The sequence below is a fragment of the Microbaculum mangrovi genome (assembly GCF_051390635.1).
Classification (GTDB): Bacteria; Pseudomonadota; Alphaproteobacteria; order Rhizobiales; family Tepidamorphaceae; genus Microbaculum.
The window spans coordinates 485,669-503,242 of record NZ_JBPODT010000002.1 but is presented as its reverse complement, the minus strand read 5'-3'; the positions used below and the strand labels follow the sequence as shown (position 1 = coordinate 503,242).

Genomic DNA, 17,574 nt, shown 5'->3' with positions numbered 1-17,574 from the left:
CGCGCATCGGCACTCAACGACCGGGCGGTGTTTCGCCCGTTAAGGCCGAACGGACGCGATGGTCCTTTCGGCCTTTTCGCGTCGGCTACACGGCCTGCCGAAGCGGCATGATCACCTTCAGCACCTCGACACGCGGCTCGCCGATTGTCCGATAGGCGGCGCCGATGCTCGCCCGAAGTTCGGATTGACGGTATTCGTCGAAGGCCTCCGGCGACTCCCACAGATAAACACCGCCATACTCGCCCGACACCGCGTCCTCGACGTAATATTTCTGTATCAGCCCGGAAAGCGCGCGGAATTCGTCGGCCCGATCATTCGCAACGGCGGTTACCTCATCCAACGACAGGGACGTCTTGAACTTCACGAACACGATCAGTTTTGGATGATCCATCTCACAATCTTCCTTTCCACGTGCTGACAGAAAACGCACAAGGCTTTCGATTGCCGATCCCCCAATTCATACCGCCGGGGACCATTGAACCTGGCCGACAGGCCGGCCGCTCCCGGCTACGGCATCATCGCGAAGAAGCCGGTGGTCGCGCCGAGGAAGGCCCCGACCAGCGCACCGAGCCACCAGCGCCGCCGCCAGGTCGTATGCCAGAGCACCGCTCCGGCCACCGCTCCGCCCAACAGCCAGGGCAGGCCGAAGACCAAAGCGACAAGCGCGAACTGCAGTCCGCCTGGTTCGATTTCGGACACGGTGCGCTCCGCCCTGTTTCAGATAAAGCGCAGCCAGGCATACCAGCTCGCCGTCCCGGCGAACGCGCCAAGCACTGATCCAAGCCACCAGCGCCTGCCCACGGCGAGAAACCAGACCGCCCCGCCGACAAGCGCGCCGAACACGAATCCCGGGGCGAGGATCGCGATCAGGATATCGAGAAAGCTGATGCTGGCATCCGTCACTGGACGGCTCCTCACCTTTCGTCGCCGGCCGCCTCATCGCGGCCGCGAAAGCCGGTCGCCATCACATAGAGCTCGGCGGAATCGGCCCGGCTCGCCGGCGGCTTGACGTGGCGGACCTTGTCGAAGTCCCGCTTCAGATCGTTCAGGAGCTGCGCCTCCGTGCCGCCGCGCAACACCTTCGCCAGGAAGGTACCGCCCGGCGCCAGCACCTCGCGGGCGAATTCCAGCGCCGTCTCGCACATGCCCATGATGCGCAAGTGGTCGGTCTGCTTGTGACCGGTCGTGGGCGGGGCGATGTCGGAGAGGACGACGTCGGCGGGCCCGCCAAGCGCCTCGCGCAGGCGTTCGGGCGCGGTGTCGTCGAGAAAATCGAGATGCAGGACGTCGACGCCGGGGACCGGGTCCATCTCCAGGATGTCGATGGCGACGACCTTGCCCTGGCCCTTTCCCTCGGCCGAGCCGACCCGCTCGGCGGCGACCTGCGACCAGCCGCCGGGCGCTGCGCCAAGGTCGACGATACGGCCGCCGGGCTTCAGGAACCGGTACTTGTCGTCGATTTCGGCGAGCTTGTAGGCGGCGCGCGAGCGGTAGCCTTCCGAGCGCGCCTTGGCGACATAGGGATCGTTCAGCTGGCGCTGCAGCCAGCGGGTGGAGGCGGTCGAGCGCCTCTTGGCCGTCTTGACGCGAACCTTGAGGCGGTCCTGACGGCCACCGGACTTGCTGGTCACGAATTTTCTCCGGTCGGGTTGTCGGGCTGGCGGTCCTGCGGGCGTCCGCTCCTGCCGCGCCGTCGCCCGCCGCGCCGGCCGCGACGCCATACGCCGTCATCGGCCATCAGCGTGAGCAGCATGCCCTCGCGCAGGCCACGGTCGGCGACGCGCACCCGATCGCACGGCCAGATGCGCCGTATGGCCTCGAAGATCGCGCAACCGGCCAGTACCAGATCGGCCCGGTCAGCGCCGATGCACGGATTGCCGACGCGCTGGTCGTAGTCCATCGACAGAAGCTCGCCGGTGACGCGGACGACGTCGTCGCGCTGCATCCAGGTGCCGTCGACGCGCCGGCGGTCGTAGCGGTCGAGGCCGAGATGGACGCCGCAGATCGTCGTCACGGTGCCCGACGTGCCGAGCAGGTGAACGCTCGATTCGTCGAAATGGCTCAGGCGACCGACTTCGCCGGCAAACGTCGCCAGCGCTTCCTGCACATGGGCGACCATCCGCTCGAACAGCGGCCTATCGACATCGCGGCCGCCGAACATCTCGGAAATCGTCACGACGCCGACCGGCAACGATGTCCAGGCGGCGACATTCTGCTGCACGGCGAACGGGCTGCGGAAGCCGTTGCCGCCGGCCTTGAGCAGGACCAGCTCCGTCGAGCCTCCGCCGATGTCGAAGACGATGGCACCGTGCGCATCCGGATCGACCAGCGAGGCGCAACCGGATACGGCAAGACGGGCTTCCGTCTCCCGGTTGACGATCTCCAATTCGAGACCGGTCGCCTCGCGGACCCGGCCGAGGAATTCCTCGCCGTTGTCCGCGATCCGGCAGGCCTCCGTGGCGATCAGGCGGCGGCGCGTGACGCCGCGGGCGTTCATCTTGTCGCGGCAGACGACGAGCGCGTCGACGGCTCGCTTCATGGCATCGTCGGCGAGCCGGCCCGAACCTGTCACGCCCTCGCCGAGACGAACGATGCGAGAAAACGCATCGACGACGCGGAAGGCGCGGCGCGTCGGCTGCGCGACAAGCAGGCGACAGTTGTTGGTGCCGAGATCAAGGGCGGCGTAAAAGTCGCCGTTTGCCGCCGAAGCGCGGCTGTTCCCGGGCCCGCGGGGGCGGAATCGGGAACGGCCTCTTTCGCCTGACCGCCCATCGCCCGCCGGCCCGCGCGCCTCATAGCCGGCGCTGCCGTCGTTCCTGTCCAAATGTCCTGTCCCTTCTCGCCGGCCGTCGCGTCGTGTGACGCGCCAGGGCGCGGCGCGGATTGCGAGTTGCGTGACAGGTTAGCAAGACGGCGGAAAAGCGCAATCTGCGCACTTGCCGAAGACCTACCCGCGCGACGGCCTCTGCGCCGCAGTGTCGCATCGCTTCCCTTAATTCTGACTTTTATAATCATGTTATAGTGCCAGTTCGGCCCGCCGATCGGGACAAATGGGAGCGACACATTCCATCACGGTCCGATCTGGTCGCGGGTCTCGCCTTCGCCGCGATGCCGGCGACAGCACAGGAGGCCTGCTACATCCCCTACACGATGTTCGAGGCCATGGTTCCGCATATCGATCTGGACGATTGCCCGGTCGAGTTCGCGGCCAACGCCGACGGGTTCTGCCGCCTGGCGCTGGACGGCGATACGGTCCGAATCTACGCGTTTGCGTACTCGGACGACGACGCATGCCTGGAACGTCTGGAAAGCCTGCCTTTCGCCGACTTCGCCGCCCGCCACGGCACGCGCTATTCCACCGAGTGAGCGACGGGCGCCGTCACAGCACACCGATCGGGATCTTGAGATAGACGCGGCCGTTGTCTTCGGGATCGGGCAGACGGCCGCCGCGGATATTCACCTGCAGGGCATGCAGGATCAGCTTTGGCATCGGCAGCGTACCGTCGCGTTCGTTGCGACGCTTTACGTAGGTCGCCTCGTCCGGGTCGTCCTTCAGATGGATATTCTCCCGCTTCTGCTCATCCACCGTCGATTCGAAGGCGACCGGGCGACCTCCGGGGCGATAGTCGTGGCCGGTGAACAGGCGCGTGTCGCCGGGAAGTGACAGGATCGCCTGGATGGACCGATAGAGTTCGGCCGCGTCGCCGCCGGGAAAATCGGCACGCGCCGTACCGAAATCGGGCTGGAACAGCGTGTCGTGGACAAAGGCGGCTTCGCCAATCACGTAGGTGATCGAGGCGAGCGTATGGCCCGGCGAGAACAGCACCCTGCCCGCCAATTCGCCAATCTGGAAGGTGTCGCCCTCCGCGAACAGCCGGTCCCATTGGGACCCGTCGGCGGGAAAGTCCGGCAGGTTGTAGAAATCCTTCCAGAGCTTCTGGACATCGATGACGTGCGCGCCGATCGCCGTCGGCGCACCCAGCTTCTCCCTCATATAGGCGGCTGCCGAGAAATGGTCGGCGTGGGGATGGGTGTCGAGGATCCAGGCGACCGTCAGCCCCCGCTTCTCCACTTCCGCCAGAAGCATGTCGGCAAAATCGGTGGAAACGCGGCCGGCCTTCTCGTCGTAGTCGAGCACCGGATCGATGATCGCGGCCTGGCGCGTCGCCGGATCGATCACCAGATAGGCGACCGAAAAGGTTGGCTCATGATAATAGCCGACGACGTCCGGTTTCGCGGTTTTCATGCTTTCACTCCCGTTCTGGCGCGGATGTCGGCGCGCGGAACGGCGCGCCGGGCAGGTTCATATTCGGTTTTCCGAATGCGTAATATAGGGAGACGTTATCTGATTTGTCCCCCCACGAGCCATTTCCATGGTGGATAATGAGAATATCGGGCCGATCGTTCCAATATCCGACCGCAACGCGCCCGAATGGCAGTAGGGGGGTTGAGAAATCCGCGGCGGTGGTCTATCTCAGCACGACTCCCCGGGTGGGGGATAGTTTAACGGTAGAACCGCGGACTCTGACTCCGCTAGTCCTGGTTCGAATCCAGGTCCCCCAGCCAACCTTTCCCCAGCATTTCCGGGGTTTTCCAGACTTCGCCACCTTGGACAATTCGGAACGGACGGGAAACTGTGCCGCACGTGTGTCGGCACAGTGCGATGCCGGATGACGTCCCGGCTACGGAGCCGGCGCCGTAGCGCCGGCTGATACATCTCTTCAATCCTTGTGAGCGTGGCCGGCTGCGCCCTGGATCGCCTGTCGCAGTGCCTCTACGTACGTCACGAATTCGAACTCGGCACTGACGCGCGCACGCGCGGCGGGAACATCGTCTGCCGCGTCCGGCTCTTCGAGGCCGACCTTCCGTGCCTCCTGCACATGGGCCAGACGGGCGTGCAGCGCATGTTCCAGCTCTTCGACAAGCAGTGCCCTGACCGGTTCCAATTGTCCGGTCTCCGCGGCTCGCTCCGCGGCGGGAATAGCCGGGCCGTAGTCAATCCCGGATGATTTCAGCCCGGTATAGGCCGCGCCTTCGCCGGCCCGGTGCAGCCGCACGGTCGTCTCGATGAAGGCATGATCGGCCAGCTTTTTCGCTTCCGGCCCCAGTGCACGGACCTTCAGCGACTGCTCGAAGGCCGCCTTGATCTCGCTTTCGGCCGTGGCCGGCGCATAGGGTAGTGCCAGATTGACATTGCCGGTGTCGAGAGCGGCCAGCGCAACCTTGGCGACCGGCCCGCCCACAGAATCGCAGTGGGCTTGTGCGCTTTGCGAGCCGAACAGCACCCCGAACGCGAGAGTAAAGGCTGCAAGCGACTTGATCTTGGTCATGTGAGATCTCCTAACCTGGTGGAACCATTCCAGGTCGAAGGATGTCCAGGTGGTTCGCCGCGCACAGCGACTTAAGTCGCCGAAGACGAAAAATGCCTGGTCGGACGAAGAGGGCACGATGATCGCGCACACGATGACCACGACATCCCTCGGCAATCTGTTGGCCCGGATGCCATATTTTTCCGATCTGGACGGCACGACCCTCGAGGAGATCGCGCGCACCGTGCGTCAGCGCGCCGTGGTTGGCGGAGAAACCATCCTGGTAGAGGGCAGGCCTTGCGACGGGCTCTATTTCGTCATCACAGGACACGTCCGTCTGACACGGGTATCGGCCGAGGGACGCGAACACGTGCTCGGTGTTCTTGGCCCCGGGGCGACCTTCAACGATGTTGCCGTTTTTGACGGCGGACCCAATTCGGACGCGGCGGAGGCCGTCGGTTCCACAACGGTCGGCCTCATCTCCAAATCGAGAATGCTGGCGCTCGTCGATCGCCATCCCCAGGTTGCGATGGCTGCGCTGAAGCTCCTGTCCTGGCGCCAGCGAACGCTCGGCGGTGTCGTGGAAGACCTGGCGCTACGCGACGTCACCACCCGGGTGGCCCGGCTGCTTCTCGGTTGTGCCGGACAGCGTACGCACATTGTCGAGCGGGCACCTGACGCCTGCGCGCGCATTACGCATCAGGAGATCGCGTCCATGGTCGGCTCCGTGCGCGAGGTGGTGCAGCGCGCATTGAAGGAACTCGAGCGCGATGGCGCGATTGCTCTTGATCGCGGTCGCGTTCGTATTCGCGATCAAGCCAAGCTCGAACGCCGGGCTCAAGTGAGCGTGTGACGCGATCCGACGGGTACGGTCGCCCCGTCGCTACCTATCGGGCCCGGCACGCCGAGGCGCCTCTCGCTGACCGACCCCAACGAACCGGGTCGCTTCAAGCCGGACCGTCCGGACACTGTGCGAGGCAGGAAAGACAAGGCATTCGAAGAAGCCGTCCCGGGTCGGCACGCAGCGGTTCGCCTGCATCCTGGAACACGTCGATGTTCGCGAGAGCCAAGAGCGTTATCCCGCCGCGACGGACAACGAACCGGGTGCCAGGACCGGGTACCAGGACCGGGGGCCGCGGCACGGCCGGTGATCAGACCCGATCGGCCGTCGTCGCCGTATCCATAGGAACCGTGCGCTCTTCGGCCGGCCGTCCGGCATAGAGTGCATCGAGGACTTCCTGCTCCAGTTCGGCGTAGCGCCGCGTGGCGCGTACAGAAAAATCGCGCGGGCGGGGCAGATCCACCTCGATCGTCGCCATGATCCGGCTTGGCGCGTCCGACATGACGTAGATGCGATCGGCCAGGAACAGCGCCTCCTCCAGCTCGGCGGTAATAAAAACAGTCGACAGATGCGTCTCCTCGAAGAGCTCGAGATAGTATTCCTGCATGAGTTCACGGGTCATGACGTCGAGACCGCGGAACGGCTCATCGAGGATCATGACCCGCGGACTGTTGATCAAGGCCTGCGCCAGCTCCGCACGGCGCATCATGCCGCCAGAAAGCTGGGTCGGGTACTTCGTCTTGAAACCGCCCAGGCCGAACCGATCCAGAAGCTCTGCCGCCCGCTCGGACGCCTCACGCCGCGCCACGCCGCGCGACAGCGGGCCGAACATGACGTTCTCCTCGACGTTCATCCACGGCCACAGGGCCGTTTCCTGAAACACCAGCATACGATCGGGGCCGGCGCCCACGATCGGGGCCCCGTCGATGGTCACGCTACCGCCATCGGGCTTGATGTATCCCGCCAGAATGTAGGCCAGCGTTGATTTTCCGCATCCCGACGACCCCATCACCACGTTCAATTTTCCCGGCTCGAACCGGAACTCGCAGTTATTCAGGACCGGCAGCGGCTCACCGCCCGGTTGCGGGTAGGCCTTCGACAGGCCGACGCCGACGAGTTCACCCTTTCCCACGACCTACCTCGTCTTCTGCCAGGGCATCATGCGCCGCTCGATGTAATCGACCATGAAGGTGGACAAGTAGCCGGCAATGCCGATCGAGATCATTCCCACGAAAACGACGGGGGCGGTATGGCTGACATAGCCTTCCCAGGTCAGGCGCCCGAGGCCGGAATCGCTGGCAATCATTTCCGCGGCGATCACCACATTCCACGTGACCGCGATGCCCAGCGTCATGCCGACGGCGATCGACGGGATGACTGCCGGCAGCATGATGCGCCCGAAGATGCGAATCGCCCCGGCGCCAAGCGAACGCGCCAGCCACAGATGCTCCTTCTTGATACTGGAGACACCGTCGTAGACGTTGATCGTGATTATGAAGAACGCGCCGATGAACGTGATGAAGATGATGCTGGCCTCGGTCGTCGGCCAGAACAGGATCGACAGCGGAACCCAGGCCAGCGGCGGTATCGGCCGCATCATCTCGAAGATCGGGAAGATGAGATAGTTGAAACGGCGACTGGTACCGAGCGCAAGGCCGAGCGGGATGCCGATGATCTGCGCGATCACAAAGCCGATGAGAACCCGGCGAAAGCTGACAAACCACGACTGCCAGTAGTCGGCGCGCAGCAGGTACTCCCCGAACGTTACCGCCACCGTCACAGGCCCCGGCATTTCCTCAAAGCCCGGCCAGCGCAACGTGACGGCAATCTCCCAAAGCAGGAAAAAAACGACGACCGAGACAAGTCCCCGCGACCTCCTGCCGAGACCGGCCCAACGCGGCGCCGCGGCCGACCGCTTTGATGGCTCCGCCGCAACGGCCTTGGCCGGTTCGACTCCGTCGGCGGTTGGCCCGTGCATCACGCCATCTCCCGTTCGCCGCGCTCGAAGGCCTTGCGGGCCTCTTCGTGCACGGCTTCGATCGTTTGCTGTTTCAGCCGGATGTATTCATCACTCAGCATCATTTCGCGCGTGCGGGGGCGCGGCAGATCGATGACGATGTCGAGCCGGACCGTGCCCGGCCGCGTCGTCATGACAACGACCCGGTCGGCGAGGAACAGCGCCTCCTCCAAATCGTGGGTGATGAACAGGATCGTCTTGCGGTCAGCCGCGAAGATATCCAGCAGGTGCTGGTGCATGCGCGCTTTGTTGACCGTGTCCATGGCCCGGAACGGCTCGTCGAGCAGCAGCATTCGCGGATTGTTGATGAGCGCGCGCAGTATCTCGACCCGCCGCTGCATGCCGGAGGAGAGTTGGCCGGGATATGCGTCCGCGATCCGGTCGAGTCCGCCCGCCTTGGCCAGCAGCGACATCGCGCGTTCGCGCGCCTCGCTGACGCCGACATTGCGCTGCTTGAGAAGACCGTAGGTCACGTTCTCGATGACCGTCTTCCACGGGAACAGCGCGCCCTGCTGGAAAACGACGACGCGATCCGGCCCGGGTTTCGGCGGCTTGTCGGCCGCGGCCAACAGCGTCCCGTCGACCGTCACCGTTCCGGAGGTCGGGGTGTCGAAGCCCGCGAGGATGTTGAGGAGCGTGCTCTTGCCACACCCGGAAGGCCCCACGATCGCGACGAAATCGCCCGGGGCGAATTCCAGATCACAGTGCTCCAAAGCGACGACATTGGCGCCTTCGGGATCGTAGACCTTGCCAAGGTCGGAGATCGAAACGCGACCGAAATCCGGGCGATCAGAGGCGCTCCCTGCGGCAGACGTGTTTTGCGATTCGGACATGGCCCCGTTCCTCAAGCGACCGCCCCAAGACGGCGCTCTCGCCACGCCATCAGGCGCATGCCCACCCAGCGCACCAGCGCGCTGGAGGCGTAGCCGATGATGCCGAGGGTTGCCATGCCGATAACGATGGTCGGGTACTGGACAAGGTTGTAGGCATCCCAGATGGCATAGCCGAGCCCGTATTGGGCGGCGATCATCTCGCCGGCCACCAGAGAGAACCAAGCCGCGCCCATGGCTATCTGGAGGCCGGTGAATATGTGGGGCATGGCGCCCGGCAGAATGACGTCCTTCAAAACGTCGGACGGCCTGGCGCCGAGGCATTGTGCGGCCCGGAAGTAGTCCTCGTTGATGGCGCGCACGCCGACGAACGTGTTCATCGTCGTCGCGAAGAACGCGACGAGAAAGGTCACGAAGATCACGGCCATCTCCACACCGGGAAACAGCAGAATGGCGATCGGCACCCAGGCGAGCGGCGGTACGGGCCTCAGCAGGCTGAAAAGGGCGTAGACGTAGTCGTATATCTTCACGCGCCATCCCATCAGGATGCCAAGCGGCACGCCGAGCGCCAGCGCCAGGAAGAAGGACGTGTAGGCGCGGTACGTGCTGTAGACGATGTGCTGCCAGTAGGTCTCGGTGAAGACCGAAAGCCCGAACACCGGATCCGGCGAAAACCACTCGATCACAACCTGCAACGGGTCGGGCAGCCGATTGAACGGCTTGAAGGGCGACCAGCGGACCACCGCGTACCAGAGCACCACAAATGCGATCACGCCGACCCACATCAGCCAGAATTTCTGGCTGCGCAGCGCCATGACGCCACTCGAACCCACTAATTCCCTGTTTGCCATATCCCCGTTTGCCCTGAGACCGCCCGCTACGACGCGCGATCGATGACCTCTCCCGATGGCGTCACCAGTATCGTTTCGCAGACGGGCCCATGCGTAATCGTGTTCATCACCTTCCACTTGTTCTGGCAGGCTTCGAGCAGTGCCTTGCGCTCGTCGCGAGACAGGGTGCCTTCGATGGTGACACGCGTCGTAATACGGCCGAGCCTGTCGGGGTCGGGAACGATGGCACCGTCACAGGCGACCCGGATGCTGGTGACCGGCAGGTCGTGAACCTTGACGTGTTCGGCCAGAAAGTAATTCAGGCACGCCGCGGTGGTCATAAGCATCAGTTCGACGGCCCGCTGACCGCCGTTCTCGAACATCTCGACCTCGCCCTGTTTGGTCCAGGCCGTATAGCCCCGTTTGGGCGTCCACGCGCAGGAACCATAGTGCGTGCTGATCGTCTCGAGTTCCGCGCCGGTTGATTTCTCACCGGGAAAAACCTCGGTGATCGGAGCCGTTGCTTCAACCTTGCCCATCTATCGCCTCTCTGCCACCGGCCGGTTTCGTGTGCTGCCGAAACGCGTCGTGTCCGCAAGCCATGCCCGCTCCCGCACGCCGCGGGCCCGGCAATCCTTCTTGAACGGGGACTCGCTGCCGCTACTTCACTTCCTTGCGCGGCACGCCTTTGATCTCACCGACCGGGGCGGTGAGATCCATTTCCTTCAGCGCCGCCGTCAACGGACCATCGTTGTAGGCTCCGTCGGGAATGTCGGGCGATTCGATGACCTTCAGCGAGTTCAGAAACGCGTATCCGGTCTTCATGATCTCGAGCACCTCGTCGTCGAAGACCATCTTGCCGACATAGTTGACCGGATCGCCGCCATTCTTTTCGTCGATCCGCTCGTAGAGCGCCGACCAAGCAATCTGAGGTGTGTAGCCGGTCGTTTCCTCGGCGATGATGCGCGCGGTCTCCTCCGGATTGTTGATCATGAACTGGACCGCCTCGATTTCGGCTTTCATCCAGCCCTTCGCCGCTTCCGGATGGTCCTCGATGAAGTCCTCTCTCATCAAGGTGAAGTTCGCGTCCTTCTCGCCCCATGGCGCTCCGGTCGTCGCGTATTTCGCGTGACCGAGCTCGACCATACGGCGCGCGTGCGGCTCCCACATTGCCGCGGCGTCCAGCTTGCCTGCTTCGAAATTCGAGGCGATCACCTCGATCGGCATGTAGACGACTTCCGACGGCTCGAACCCGCCCTTGGCCACGATCGCGAGGACCGCGCGATTGGCGCAGGTCCCCCTGTGCACGGCGAACGGCTTGCCATTCATCCATTCCATCGCCTCCTTCAAGGAAGCGAAGTCCGGCGCATCACTGTGCACCAGAAGTTTGTTGCAGTTCATGCCGTTGGAGATCATCGGCGCCGAAACCAGACGGATATCGCCCTGCGCCTTCTTGGTCGTGGCCACAAGCGACGGCATGTCGCCCATGGTGCCAATCTGCATCTTGTCGGCGAGGAGCGCATTGACCATCGGAGGGCCGGTGAGATGCGCCTCGAACTTAACGGTGCTGCCCTCCGGCAGGTACTTCTTCCACAGTTCCTTGTTCTTGATGATCACCCCGTTCCAGCCACCCGTCCAATAGGGATGGTATCCGTAAGTGATGTCCACCGGATCTTCGGCGGAGGCCATTGCCGCGCTTCCGGTGAGCAGGCTCAAAGCGACAACGGCACGAGATGCTAGGGTGCAGAACATTCTCTTCCTCCCACAATTGCTTTTCTTGATTAAATAAAGTGTCTCACAGAGGTTCCGACCCATCAATCGACCGCCTTCCAACCACATTCGGGAGACGGGAATATCACGTTCTCCCGCACATTGCCCCTTCCCACTCTTCCCATCCAGGGAGGCCGGGAGTGGGACGACGGATGGGCCACAGGGATACGACAACCATAATGCGACATATTGACGCAGTCTTCAGTCATATCACACTCGGCACGGCAGATATCGGGCGCGCAACAGGTTTTTACGACGCCGTTCTGGCGCCGCTTGGCTTGTCTCGCCATCGCAGCCTCAAGATTGCCGCCGGCTACGCGCCGGTCGGGTTTTCCGGAATCGAGCCACCGTTTTGGATCGTGATGCCCCACGACCGCAACCCCGCAAGTGCCGGAAACGGCGTGACGGTCGCTTTCGAGGCGAAGGCCCGAGCCGCCGTCGACCCCTTCTATGCCGCCGGGGTATCGGCGGGCGGGCGCTGCGAGGGCGCTCCCGGGGTGCGATCCCACTATCACCCGGACTTCTATGCGGCCTATGTCCGCGATCCGGATGGAAACAAGCTCTGTGTGGTCTGTCACGCGCCCGCATCGGCGGCCGAATAAATCGCCGACCGCATCGCCCGTACGCCGTCGCGCGCGGAACGGCATCCGGGCGGGAGCGGGACGGGATCCGGGTGGGAGCACGAAGAGGTCCGGGGTCAAGCGCGGCGCGCAACGCTCGATACGTGACCCGGGTTCGATGCCCCCCAAAAAATGGGCGGCCAACCTTTCTTCCCGATGCGAGCACTTTTCCACCGGTTTCGACGGCTGGCGCCTTGCGGTTGCCGGGCCGGCAACGCCCTGCGATAAGAGCGCTCCGGATTTTCCCCGGGCCCGTAGCTCAATTGGTTAGAGCCGGCCGCTCATAACGGTCTGGTTGCAGGTTCGAGTCCTGCCGGGCCCACCATCTCCGGGCCACGCCGGCCGCGAAGACCGGGGTTGCCACCAACGTCTCCTCCAGATCCGGATAGATCACCGCCCCGCTCATTCCCGGCCTCGACCAAGAGACAGGCAGGAACTCCGGCGATTTCGAATCAATCTGCCGGCACAACCTTGAGTGGCAACGTTCGTTAATGTAAACGAGCGCCGCTTTTATTGGGTGATTCCGCGCCATCCCGCGCGATTATTAATGATTAATACCATTTTTATTTCACGCCCTCCCCGCCTGAACACGCGACTCACCCCAATCCCCGGACTACGAGAAATGCTTCTCAGGTGCCCAGACGGCGCTCCTACGCCTTACGGCCATAGCACCCATGCTTCGCGTAGCTAGGCACGATCGATAGTCTTCCATCACATTGATTTTACAGACTTATCGCAGCTCTTTCCGGTCCGGCGCCGCGTAAACCATACGAAATTTTAATCCTCGGAACTCTTGTCGTCCGATTGCAATACATACAAATTTATGAAAAACAGAACGAGAGCGAACACAGGGAACCAGAACTGTTGAGTTGCTGAAAAAAATGCGCCGAATTGAAGTATTACGAAGTTCCTTTCGGCTGATCCTAAGCACTCTCATCTGGAACACCTGAATGACAAAATCGCTGGAAGCATACTAAAGAATATAACTTACGTTACGACAGTTCATTCGCGTGATTCAGCGTCGAGGTGCATCGCGAAACTGACTTTTGAGCTTTAGCTCGGGACTTACAGATTGCCGAAATCGCATCTTTAGGATGTCCGGTATTCGGCGCGGTCGGTTTTGCATCGATGGCCTCCGTCAATATCGGATCTCGTCCGACTTTGGCCCGAAACATGCATCGATCGAGGGACCGACCAAGGCAGAACCATAAAAACACTGACCAACGCACACTGGGGAGCCAGCCGGATACGTCTCTTTCGTCCCATTTCGCGGGACAGGGATACGAGATCCGGTCGAAACGGGACACGAGGTTGGGATTATCGGGCTGCGACATCGCCGATGCGCAGCGTTTGGAATGGAATGCCGGGACCACCTTTGGGGAGGTCGTCGACGCGGCTAGGACAAGTAGGCTGGGTATGACCGTCAGACAGTTCGAGTCGTCGCGAATTACTGCGTATTCGCGGACGCACACTAACCCGAAACGGATTCTGGTGACCGGAGGCGCGGGCTTTCTTGGCTCGCACCTGTGTGACCGCCTTATAGGAGAGGGCCATCAGGTCCTGTGCCTCGACAACCTCCAAACCGGACACCGGCGCAACTTCGCGCATCTGGTGAGCAATCCCCGGTTCGAGTTCATCGAGCACGACGTCACCGTTCCTCACGGAATGGAAGTCGACGAGATCTACAATCTCGCCTGCCCCGCCTCGCCGCCGTACTATCAGGCCGAGCCGATCCAGACGACTAAGACATGCGTGCTGGGCGCACTCAACGTGCTGGAAGTCGCCAGGGCGCGCGGCATCAAGGTGTTCCAGGCCTCCACGTCGGAGGTCTACGGAGATCCGACCGCGCATCCGCAGCTGGAAGGCTATTGGGGCAACGTCAATCCGGTCGGTCCGCGCGCCTGCTATGACGAAGGCAAGCGCTGCGCCGAGTCGCTGTTCTTCGACTATCACCGTCAGCACGGCACCCGGATCAAGGTCGCCCGCATCTTCAACACCTACGGGCCGCGGATGCGGCCGGACGACGGCCGGGTCGTGTCGAACTTCATCGTCCAGGCGCTCAAGGGCAAAGACCTTACGATCTATGGCGACGGCCTTCAGACCCGCTCGTTCTGCTATGTCGACGACCTGATCGAGGGCTTCGTCCGGCTTGTGAAGTCGCCCGACGCGGTGACCGGACCGATCAACCTGGGCAATCCGGGCGAGTTCACGATACGCGACTTCGCCCATATGGTCGTCGAGATGACGGGCTCGCGCTCCAAGATCATCCATCTCCCCGCATCCATCGACGATCCGCATCGGCGGCAGCCGAATATCGATCGTGCCCGGGAGACGCTTGGCTGGGAACCGCAGGTTCCGCTGGCCGAAGGCCTGGCCAAGACGATCGATTATTTCGACCGCTGCCTCAGCGAGGACGGTCCGGTCGCTGCGGGTTCGGCGGCTTGAGCGAACGGCGAATCCTCGTAACCGGCGGCGCCGGTTACATCGGGAGTCACACCTGCAAGGTGCTGGCGAAGCATGGTGTCGTGCCGATTACGTATGACAATCTCATCGCCGGCCATCAGGACGCGGTGCGCTGGGGGCCCTTCGTCCCCGGCGACATTCTCGATACGGGCCGCGTCGCAGCCGCCCTCGCCGAGCATCGCCCCGAGGCGGTCATCCACTTCGCGGCCTTCGCCTATGTCGGAGAGTCGGTCGAGGACCCGGCCAAATACTACCGCAACAATGTCGCCGGCGCGCTTTCGCTGCTGGATGCATGCCGCGCCACGGGCATCGACAACATCATCCTGTCGAGCAGCTGCGCAACCTACGGCATCCCGCGCACGCTGCCGATCGGCGAGTCCGAGCCGCAGCATGCGATCAATCCGTATGGCCGCACCAAGCTGATGATGGAGGAGATCGTCGCCGACTACGCGGCCGCCTACGGCCTGCGGTACGTGGCGCTGCGATACTTCAACGCGGCCGGCGCCGATCCGGACGGCGAACTCTCCGAGCGGCACGATCCCGAGACCCATCTTATTCCGCGCGCGCTGATGGCGGCGAGCGGCCGCATCCCGCATCTTTCCGTTTTCGGCGACGACTACGACACCGACGACGGCACCTGCGTGCGCGACTATATCCATGTGACCGATCTGGCCCGCGCCCACGCCATGGCAACCGACTATCTGGCCAAGAGCGGCGCCAGCACGGCCGTCAATCTCGGAACGGGACACGGCGTTTCGATCCTTGAGATCCTGCGCGCGATCCAACGCATTACCGGGCGCGAGGTGCCCACGGTCATGGAGCCGCGCCGGCCCGGCGATCCGCCGGTCCTCGTCGCCGATCCCCGGCTCGCCCGGGACACGCTCGGCTTCTCGGCGGATCTGTCCGATATCGACACGATCGTCCGGACCGCGGCGCCGACGTTCGGGCTAGAATTGTTGTCATGACCGATCTCGTTTACGACCGGGCCATGCCGCTGCGAATTCCCGACGCGGACCCCTACCTCGTTCCCTTGATGAACCGGAGGCAGAAGGTCCTTTTCTATGTGGGCGTCTCGCTGTGGGTCGCCAGCCTCGTATACTTCTGGGGCTGGTGGCTTCGGCCCGAGCACAATATCGACACCGTGCCCTACGTCGTACTCTCGGTGCTCGTCGCCTGGGTCATGCTGCTGCCGCTTTATTTCGTGGCGGTGATGTTCAACGCGAAGAAGGCCAATCCCAGCCGCCCCGCCCCGACGGACGTGCGCGTCGCCATGGTGGTCACGAAGGCACCGTCGGAACCGTTCTCCGTCGTCCGTGAGACACTTTGTGCGATGCTGGGACAGACCTACCCGCACGACACCTGGCTTGCCGACGAGGACCCGAGCGCGGAAACGATCGCCTGGTGCGAAGCAAATGGCGTGATGATCTCCACCCGGCGCGGGCGGCAGGACTATCATCGCACAACCTGGCCGCGACGGACCCGCTGCAAGGAAGGCAACCTTTCCTTCTTCTACGACCACTACGGCTACGAGTACTACGACATCGTCTCACAGCTCGACGCCGACCATGTGCCGTCGCCGACCTATCTGGAAGAAATGGTGAGGCCGTTCGCCGACCCCTCGGTCGGCTACGTATCGGCGCCCAGCATATGCGACAAGAACGCGGCCCAAAGCTGGTCGGCCCGCGGGCGCCTTTTCGTCGAGGGCATGTTTCACGGACCGTTGCAGGTCGGCTATACCGGCGGCTGGGCTCCACTGTGCATCGGCTCCCACTACGCTGTCCGCACCAGGGCGGTGAAGGAGATCGGAGGCCTGGGGCCCGAGCTCGCCGAGGACCATTCGACGACGCTGATGATGAATGCCCACGGCTGGCGGGGCGTTCATGCGATCGACGCCATCGCCCACGGCGACGGCCCGAACACCTTCTCCGATCTGGTCACCCAAGAGTTCCAGTGGTCGCGCAGCCTGGTGACGATCCTGCTGCAGTATTCGCCGAAATACGTGCCGATGCTGCCGCCCCGGCTCAAGTTCCAGTTCCTGTTCTCGCAGCTCTGGTACCCGTTTTTTTCGTCTTCAATGGCGGCAATGTACCTGCTGCCGATCATCGCGCTGGTCTTCGACTTCAATTACGCGCAGGTCAGCTATCCGAACTTCATCCTGCACGCGCTCCCGGTCTCGGTGACCATGATGATCCTGTGTTACATCCTGAAGAGCGGTGGGTGGGCGCGGCCGGTCGATACCAAGATCGTCAGCTGGGAAGCGATGGTCTTCGCGCTGGTGCGCTGGCCCTGGTCCCTCCTCGGCACGGCCGCCGCCTTTCGTGACTGGATAACGGGAACCTTCGTGGACTTCCGCGTCACGCCGAAAGGCTCGGGCGCCGTCGCGCCGCTGCCTTTCCGCGTTGTAATGCCGTACGCGCTTCTCGCCATCGGCTCGGCGATCCCGGCGCTCCTTCTGTCGAATATCGAAGTCGCGCGCGGGTTCTATATCCTCGCCTGCGTGAGCGCCCTGTTCTATGCGATCTCGCTGATGGTGATCGTCGGTGGTCACATCAAGGAAAACGGCCTCGAGTTCAAAGGCAAGCCCGTACGCATCGTCGCCGCTCAGGCCGCCCTCGTCGTTCTGGCCTCGGCGACACCGGTCGCGGCCATCGCGGTCAACGGCCAGACGGGCATTCAGGCCATCGCCTGGGGTACGCAGGATATCGGCCTCACCAAACTGACCTACACGGTGTCAGGCGCCGGTCACGGTGGGCGTGGCATAACCAAGCTCAAGTTCAATCCCGACTTCTTCAAGGATATGTTACGGCGTGACTGATATTTTCGGATGCGAAACTACGGGCGCAACGATAAGTGGGATCGGGGCCCGCGAGATAACGCCTGTGTTGAGTCGGCGT

Annotated in this window: 18 protein-coding genes, 2 tRNA genes and 1 pseudogene; 8 read left to right on the top strand and 13 right to left on the bottom strand. The window is 63.1% G+C overall.

The window, feature by feature from the left end:
• Positions 1-85: 85 nt before the first annotated feature.
• The 5 genes and pseudogenes from ACSF9G_RS08795 to ACSF9G_RS08775 all read right to left on the bottom strand — a co-directional run.
• Positions 86-391 (bottom strand): YdhR family protein, encoded by a 306-nt coding sequence (locus ACSF9G_RS08795; RefSeq protein WP_436640613.1) that lies wholly within the window; start codon positions 389-391, stop codon positions 86-88.
• Positions 392-507: 116 nt separating this feature from the next.
• A complete protein-coding gene (locus ACSF9G_RS08790; RefSeq protein ID WP_436640611.1) occupies positions 508-699 on the bottom strand; it encodes a hypothetical protein in 192 nt (63 codons plus the stop codon).
• Between the two features lie 18 nt (positions 700-717).
• Positions 718-903 carry a hypothetical protein gene (locus ACSF9G_RS08785; RefSeq protein WP_436640609.1) on the bottom strand — a complete coding sequence of 62 codons (186 nt, stop codon included), beginning with the start codon at positions 901-903 and terminating at the stop codon, positions 718-720.
• 11 nt (positions 904-914) lie between these two features.
• The gene (locus ACSF9G_RS08780) at positions 915-1,631 is read right to left on the bottom strand and encodes an RlmE family RNA methyltransferase (RefSeq protein ID WP_436640607.1); all 717 of its coding nucleotides are present in this window, start codon (positions 1,629-1,631) and stop codon (positions 915-917) included.
• Positions 1,628-2,725, bottom strand: a pseudogene (locus ACSF9G_RS08775) (Ppx/GppA phosphatase family protein); the annotation flags it as partial. The gene ACSF9G_RS08780 and the pseudogene ACSF9G_RS08775, both read right to left, overlap by 4 nt.
• Positions 2,726-3,108: 383 nt before the next feature.
• On the opposite strand from ACSF9G_RS08775, the gene ACSF9G_RS08770 reads away from it, so the two are divergent.
• Positions 3,109-3,366: a hypothetical protein gene (locus ACSF9G_RS08770; RefSeq protein ID WP_436640605.1), complete on the top strand. Its 258-nt coding sequence runs from the start codon at positions 3,109-3,111 to the stop codon at positions 3,364-3,366.
• A 13-nt stretch (positions 3,367-3,379) separates the two neighbouring features.
• Here ACSF9G_RS08770 and ACSF9G_RS08765 read toward each other — a convergent pair whose 3' ends face one another.
• Entirely contained in the window at positions 3,380-4,246 is an 867-nt protein-coding gene (locus ACSF9G_RS08765) for an MBL fold metallo-hydrolase (protein WP_436640602.1), read from the bottom strand.
• Between the two features lie 246 nt (positions 4,247-4,492).
• Here ACSF9G_RS08765 and ACSF9G_RS08760 point away from each other — a divergent pair.
• Positions 4,493-4,566: transfer RNA gene (locus tag ACSF9G_RS08760), tRNA-Gln, on the top strand.
• 155 nt (positions 4,567-4,721) lie between these two features.
• Here ACSF9G_RS08760 and ACSF9G_RS08755 read toward each other — a convergent pair.
• The gene (locus ACSF9G_RS08755; protein WP_436640597.1) at positions 4,722-5,330 is read right to left on the bottom strand and encodes a DUF6448 family protein; all 609 of its coding nucleotides are present in this window, start codon (positions 5,328-5,330) and stop codon (positions 4,722-4,724) included.
• A gap of 118 nt (positions 5,331-5,448) precedes the next feature.
• Between ACSF9G_RS08755 and ACSF9G_RS08750 the strand changes: the two genes are divergently transcribed.
• Positions 5,449-6,162: a Crp/Fnr family transcriptional regulator gene (locus tag ACSF9G_RS08750; RefSeq protein ID WP_436640595.1), complete on the top strand. Its 714-nt coding sequence runs from the start codon at positions 5,449-5,451 to the stop codon at positions 6,160-6,162.
• Positions 6,163-6,460: 298 nt separating this feature from the next.
• Here ACSF9G_RS08750 and ACSF9G_RS08745 read toward each other — a convergent pair whose 3' ends face one another.
• The 6 genes from ACSF9G_RS08745 to ACSF9G_RS08720 form a co-directional block, all read right to left on the bottom strand.
• On the bottom strand, positions 6,461-7,282 hold the full coding sequence (locus ACSF9G_RS08745) for an ABC transporter ATP-binding protein (RefSeq protein WP_436640593.1): 822 nt from the start codon (positions 7,280-7,282) through the stop codon (positions 6,461-6,463).
• 3 nt (positions 7,283-7,285) lie between these two features.
• Positions 7,286-8,128, bottom strand: a complete 843-nt coding sequence (locus ACSF9G_RS08740; RefSeq protein ID WP_436640591.1) for an ABC transporter permease — start codon at positions 8,126-8,128, stop codon at positions 7,286-7,288.
• A complete protein-coding gene (locus tag ACSF9G_RS08735) occupies positions 8,128-9,000 on the bottom strand; it encodes an ABC transporter ATP-binding protein (RefSeq protein WP_436640588.1) in 873 nt (290 codons plus the stop codon). The genes ACSF9G_RS08740 and ACSF9G_RS08735 overlap by 1 nt, the downstream gene beginning before the upstream one ends.
• A gap of 11 nt (positions 9,001-9,011) precedes the next feature.
• On the bottom strand, positions 9,012-9,812 hold the full coding sequence (locus ACSF9G_RS08730) for an ABC transporter permease (RefSeq protein WP_436640586.1): 801 nt from the start codon (positions 9,810-9,812) through the stop codon (positions 9,012-9,014).
• A 62-nt stretch (positions 9,813-9,874) separates the two neighbouring features.
• Positions 9,875-10,366, bottom strand: a complete 492-nt coding sequence (locus tag ACSF9G_RS08725; RefSeq protein WP_436640584.1) for an OsmC family protein — start codon at positions 10,364-10,366, stop codon at positions 9,875-9,877.
• A 121-nt stretch (positions 10,367-10,487) separates the two neighbouring features.
• Entirely contained in the window at positions 10,488-11,516 is a 1,029-nt protein-coding gene (locus ACSF9G_RS08720) for an ABC transporter substrate-binding protein (protein WP_436640582.1), read from the bottom strand.
• A gap of 260 nt (positions 11,517-11,776) precedes the next feature.
• On the opposite strand from ACSF9G_RS08720, the gene ACSF9G_RS08715 reads away from it, so the two are divergent.
• The 5 genes from ACSF9G_RS08715 (at position 11,777) to ACSF9G_RS08695 (ending at position 17,495) form a co-directional block, all read left to right on the top strand.
• Complete coding sequence (locus tag ACSF9G_RS08715) at positions 11,777-12,199, top strand: VOC family protein (protein ID WP_436640580.1); 423 nt, start codon at positions 11,777-11,779, stop codon at positions 12,197-12,199.
• Between the two features lie 266 nt (positions 12,200-12,465).
• Positions 12,466-12,542: transfer RNA gene (locus ACSF9G_RS08710), tRNA-Ile, on the top strand.
• A gap of 1,091 nt (positions 12,543-13,633) precedes the next feature.
• On the top strand, positions 13,634-14,662 hold the full coding sequence (locus ACSF9G_RS08705; RefSeq protein ID WP_436640578.1) for a UDP-glucuronic acid decarboxylase family protein: 1,029 nt from the start codon (positions 13,634-13,636) through the stop codon (positions 14,660-14,662).
• Entirely contained in the window at positions 14,659-15,645 is a 987-nt protein-coding gene (gene galE / locus ACSF9G_RS08700) for a UDP-glucose 4-epimerase GalE (RefSeq protein ID WP_436640576.1), read from the top strand. The genes ACSF9G_RS08705 and galE overlap by 4 nt, the downstream gene beginning before the upstream one ends.
• Positions 15,642-17,495 (top strand): glycosyltransferase family 2 protein, encoded by a 1,854-nt coding sequence (locus tag ACSF9G_RS08695; RefSeq protein ID WP_436640574.1) that lies wholly within the window; start codon positions 15,642-15,644, stop codon positions 17,493-17,495. The genes galE and ACSF9G_RS08695 overlap by 4 nt, the downstream gene beginning before the upstream one ends.
• Positions 17,496-17,574 lie beyond the last annotated feature (79 nt).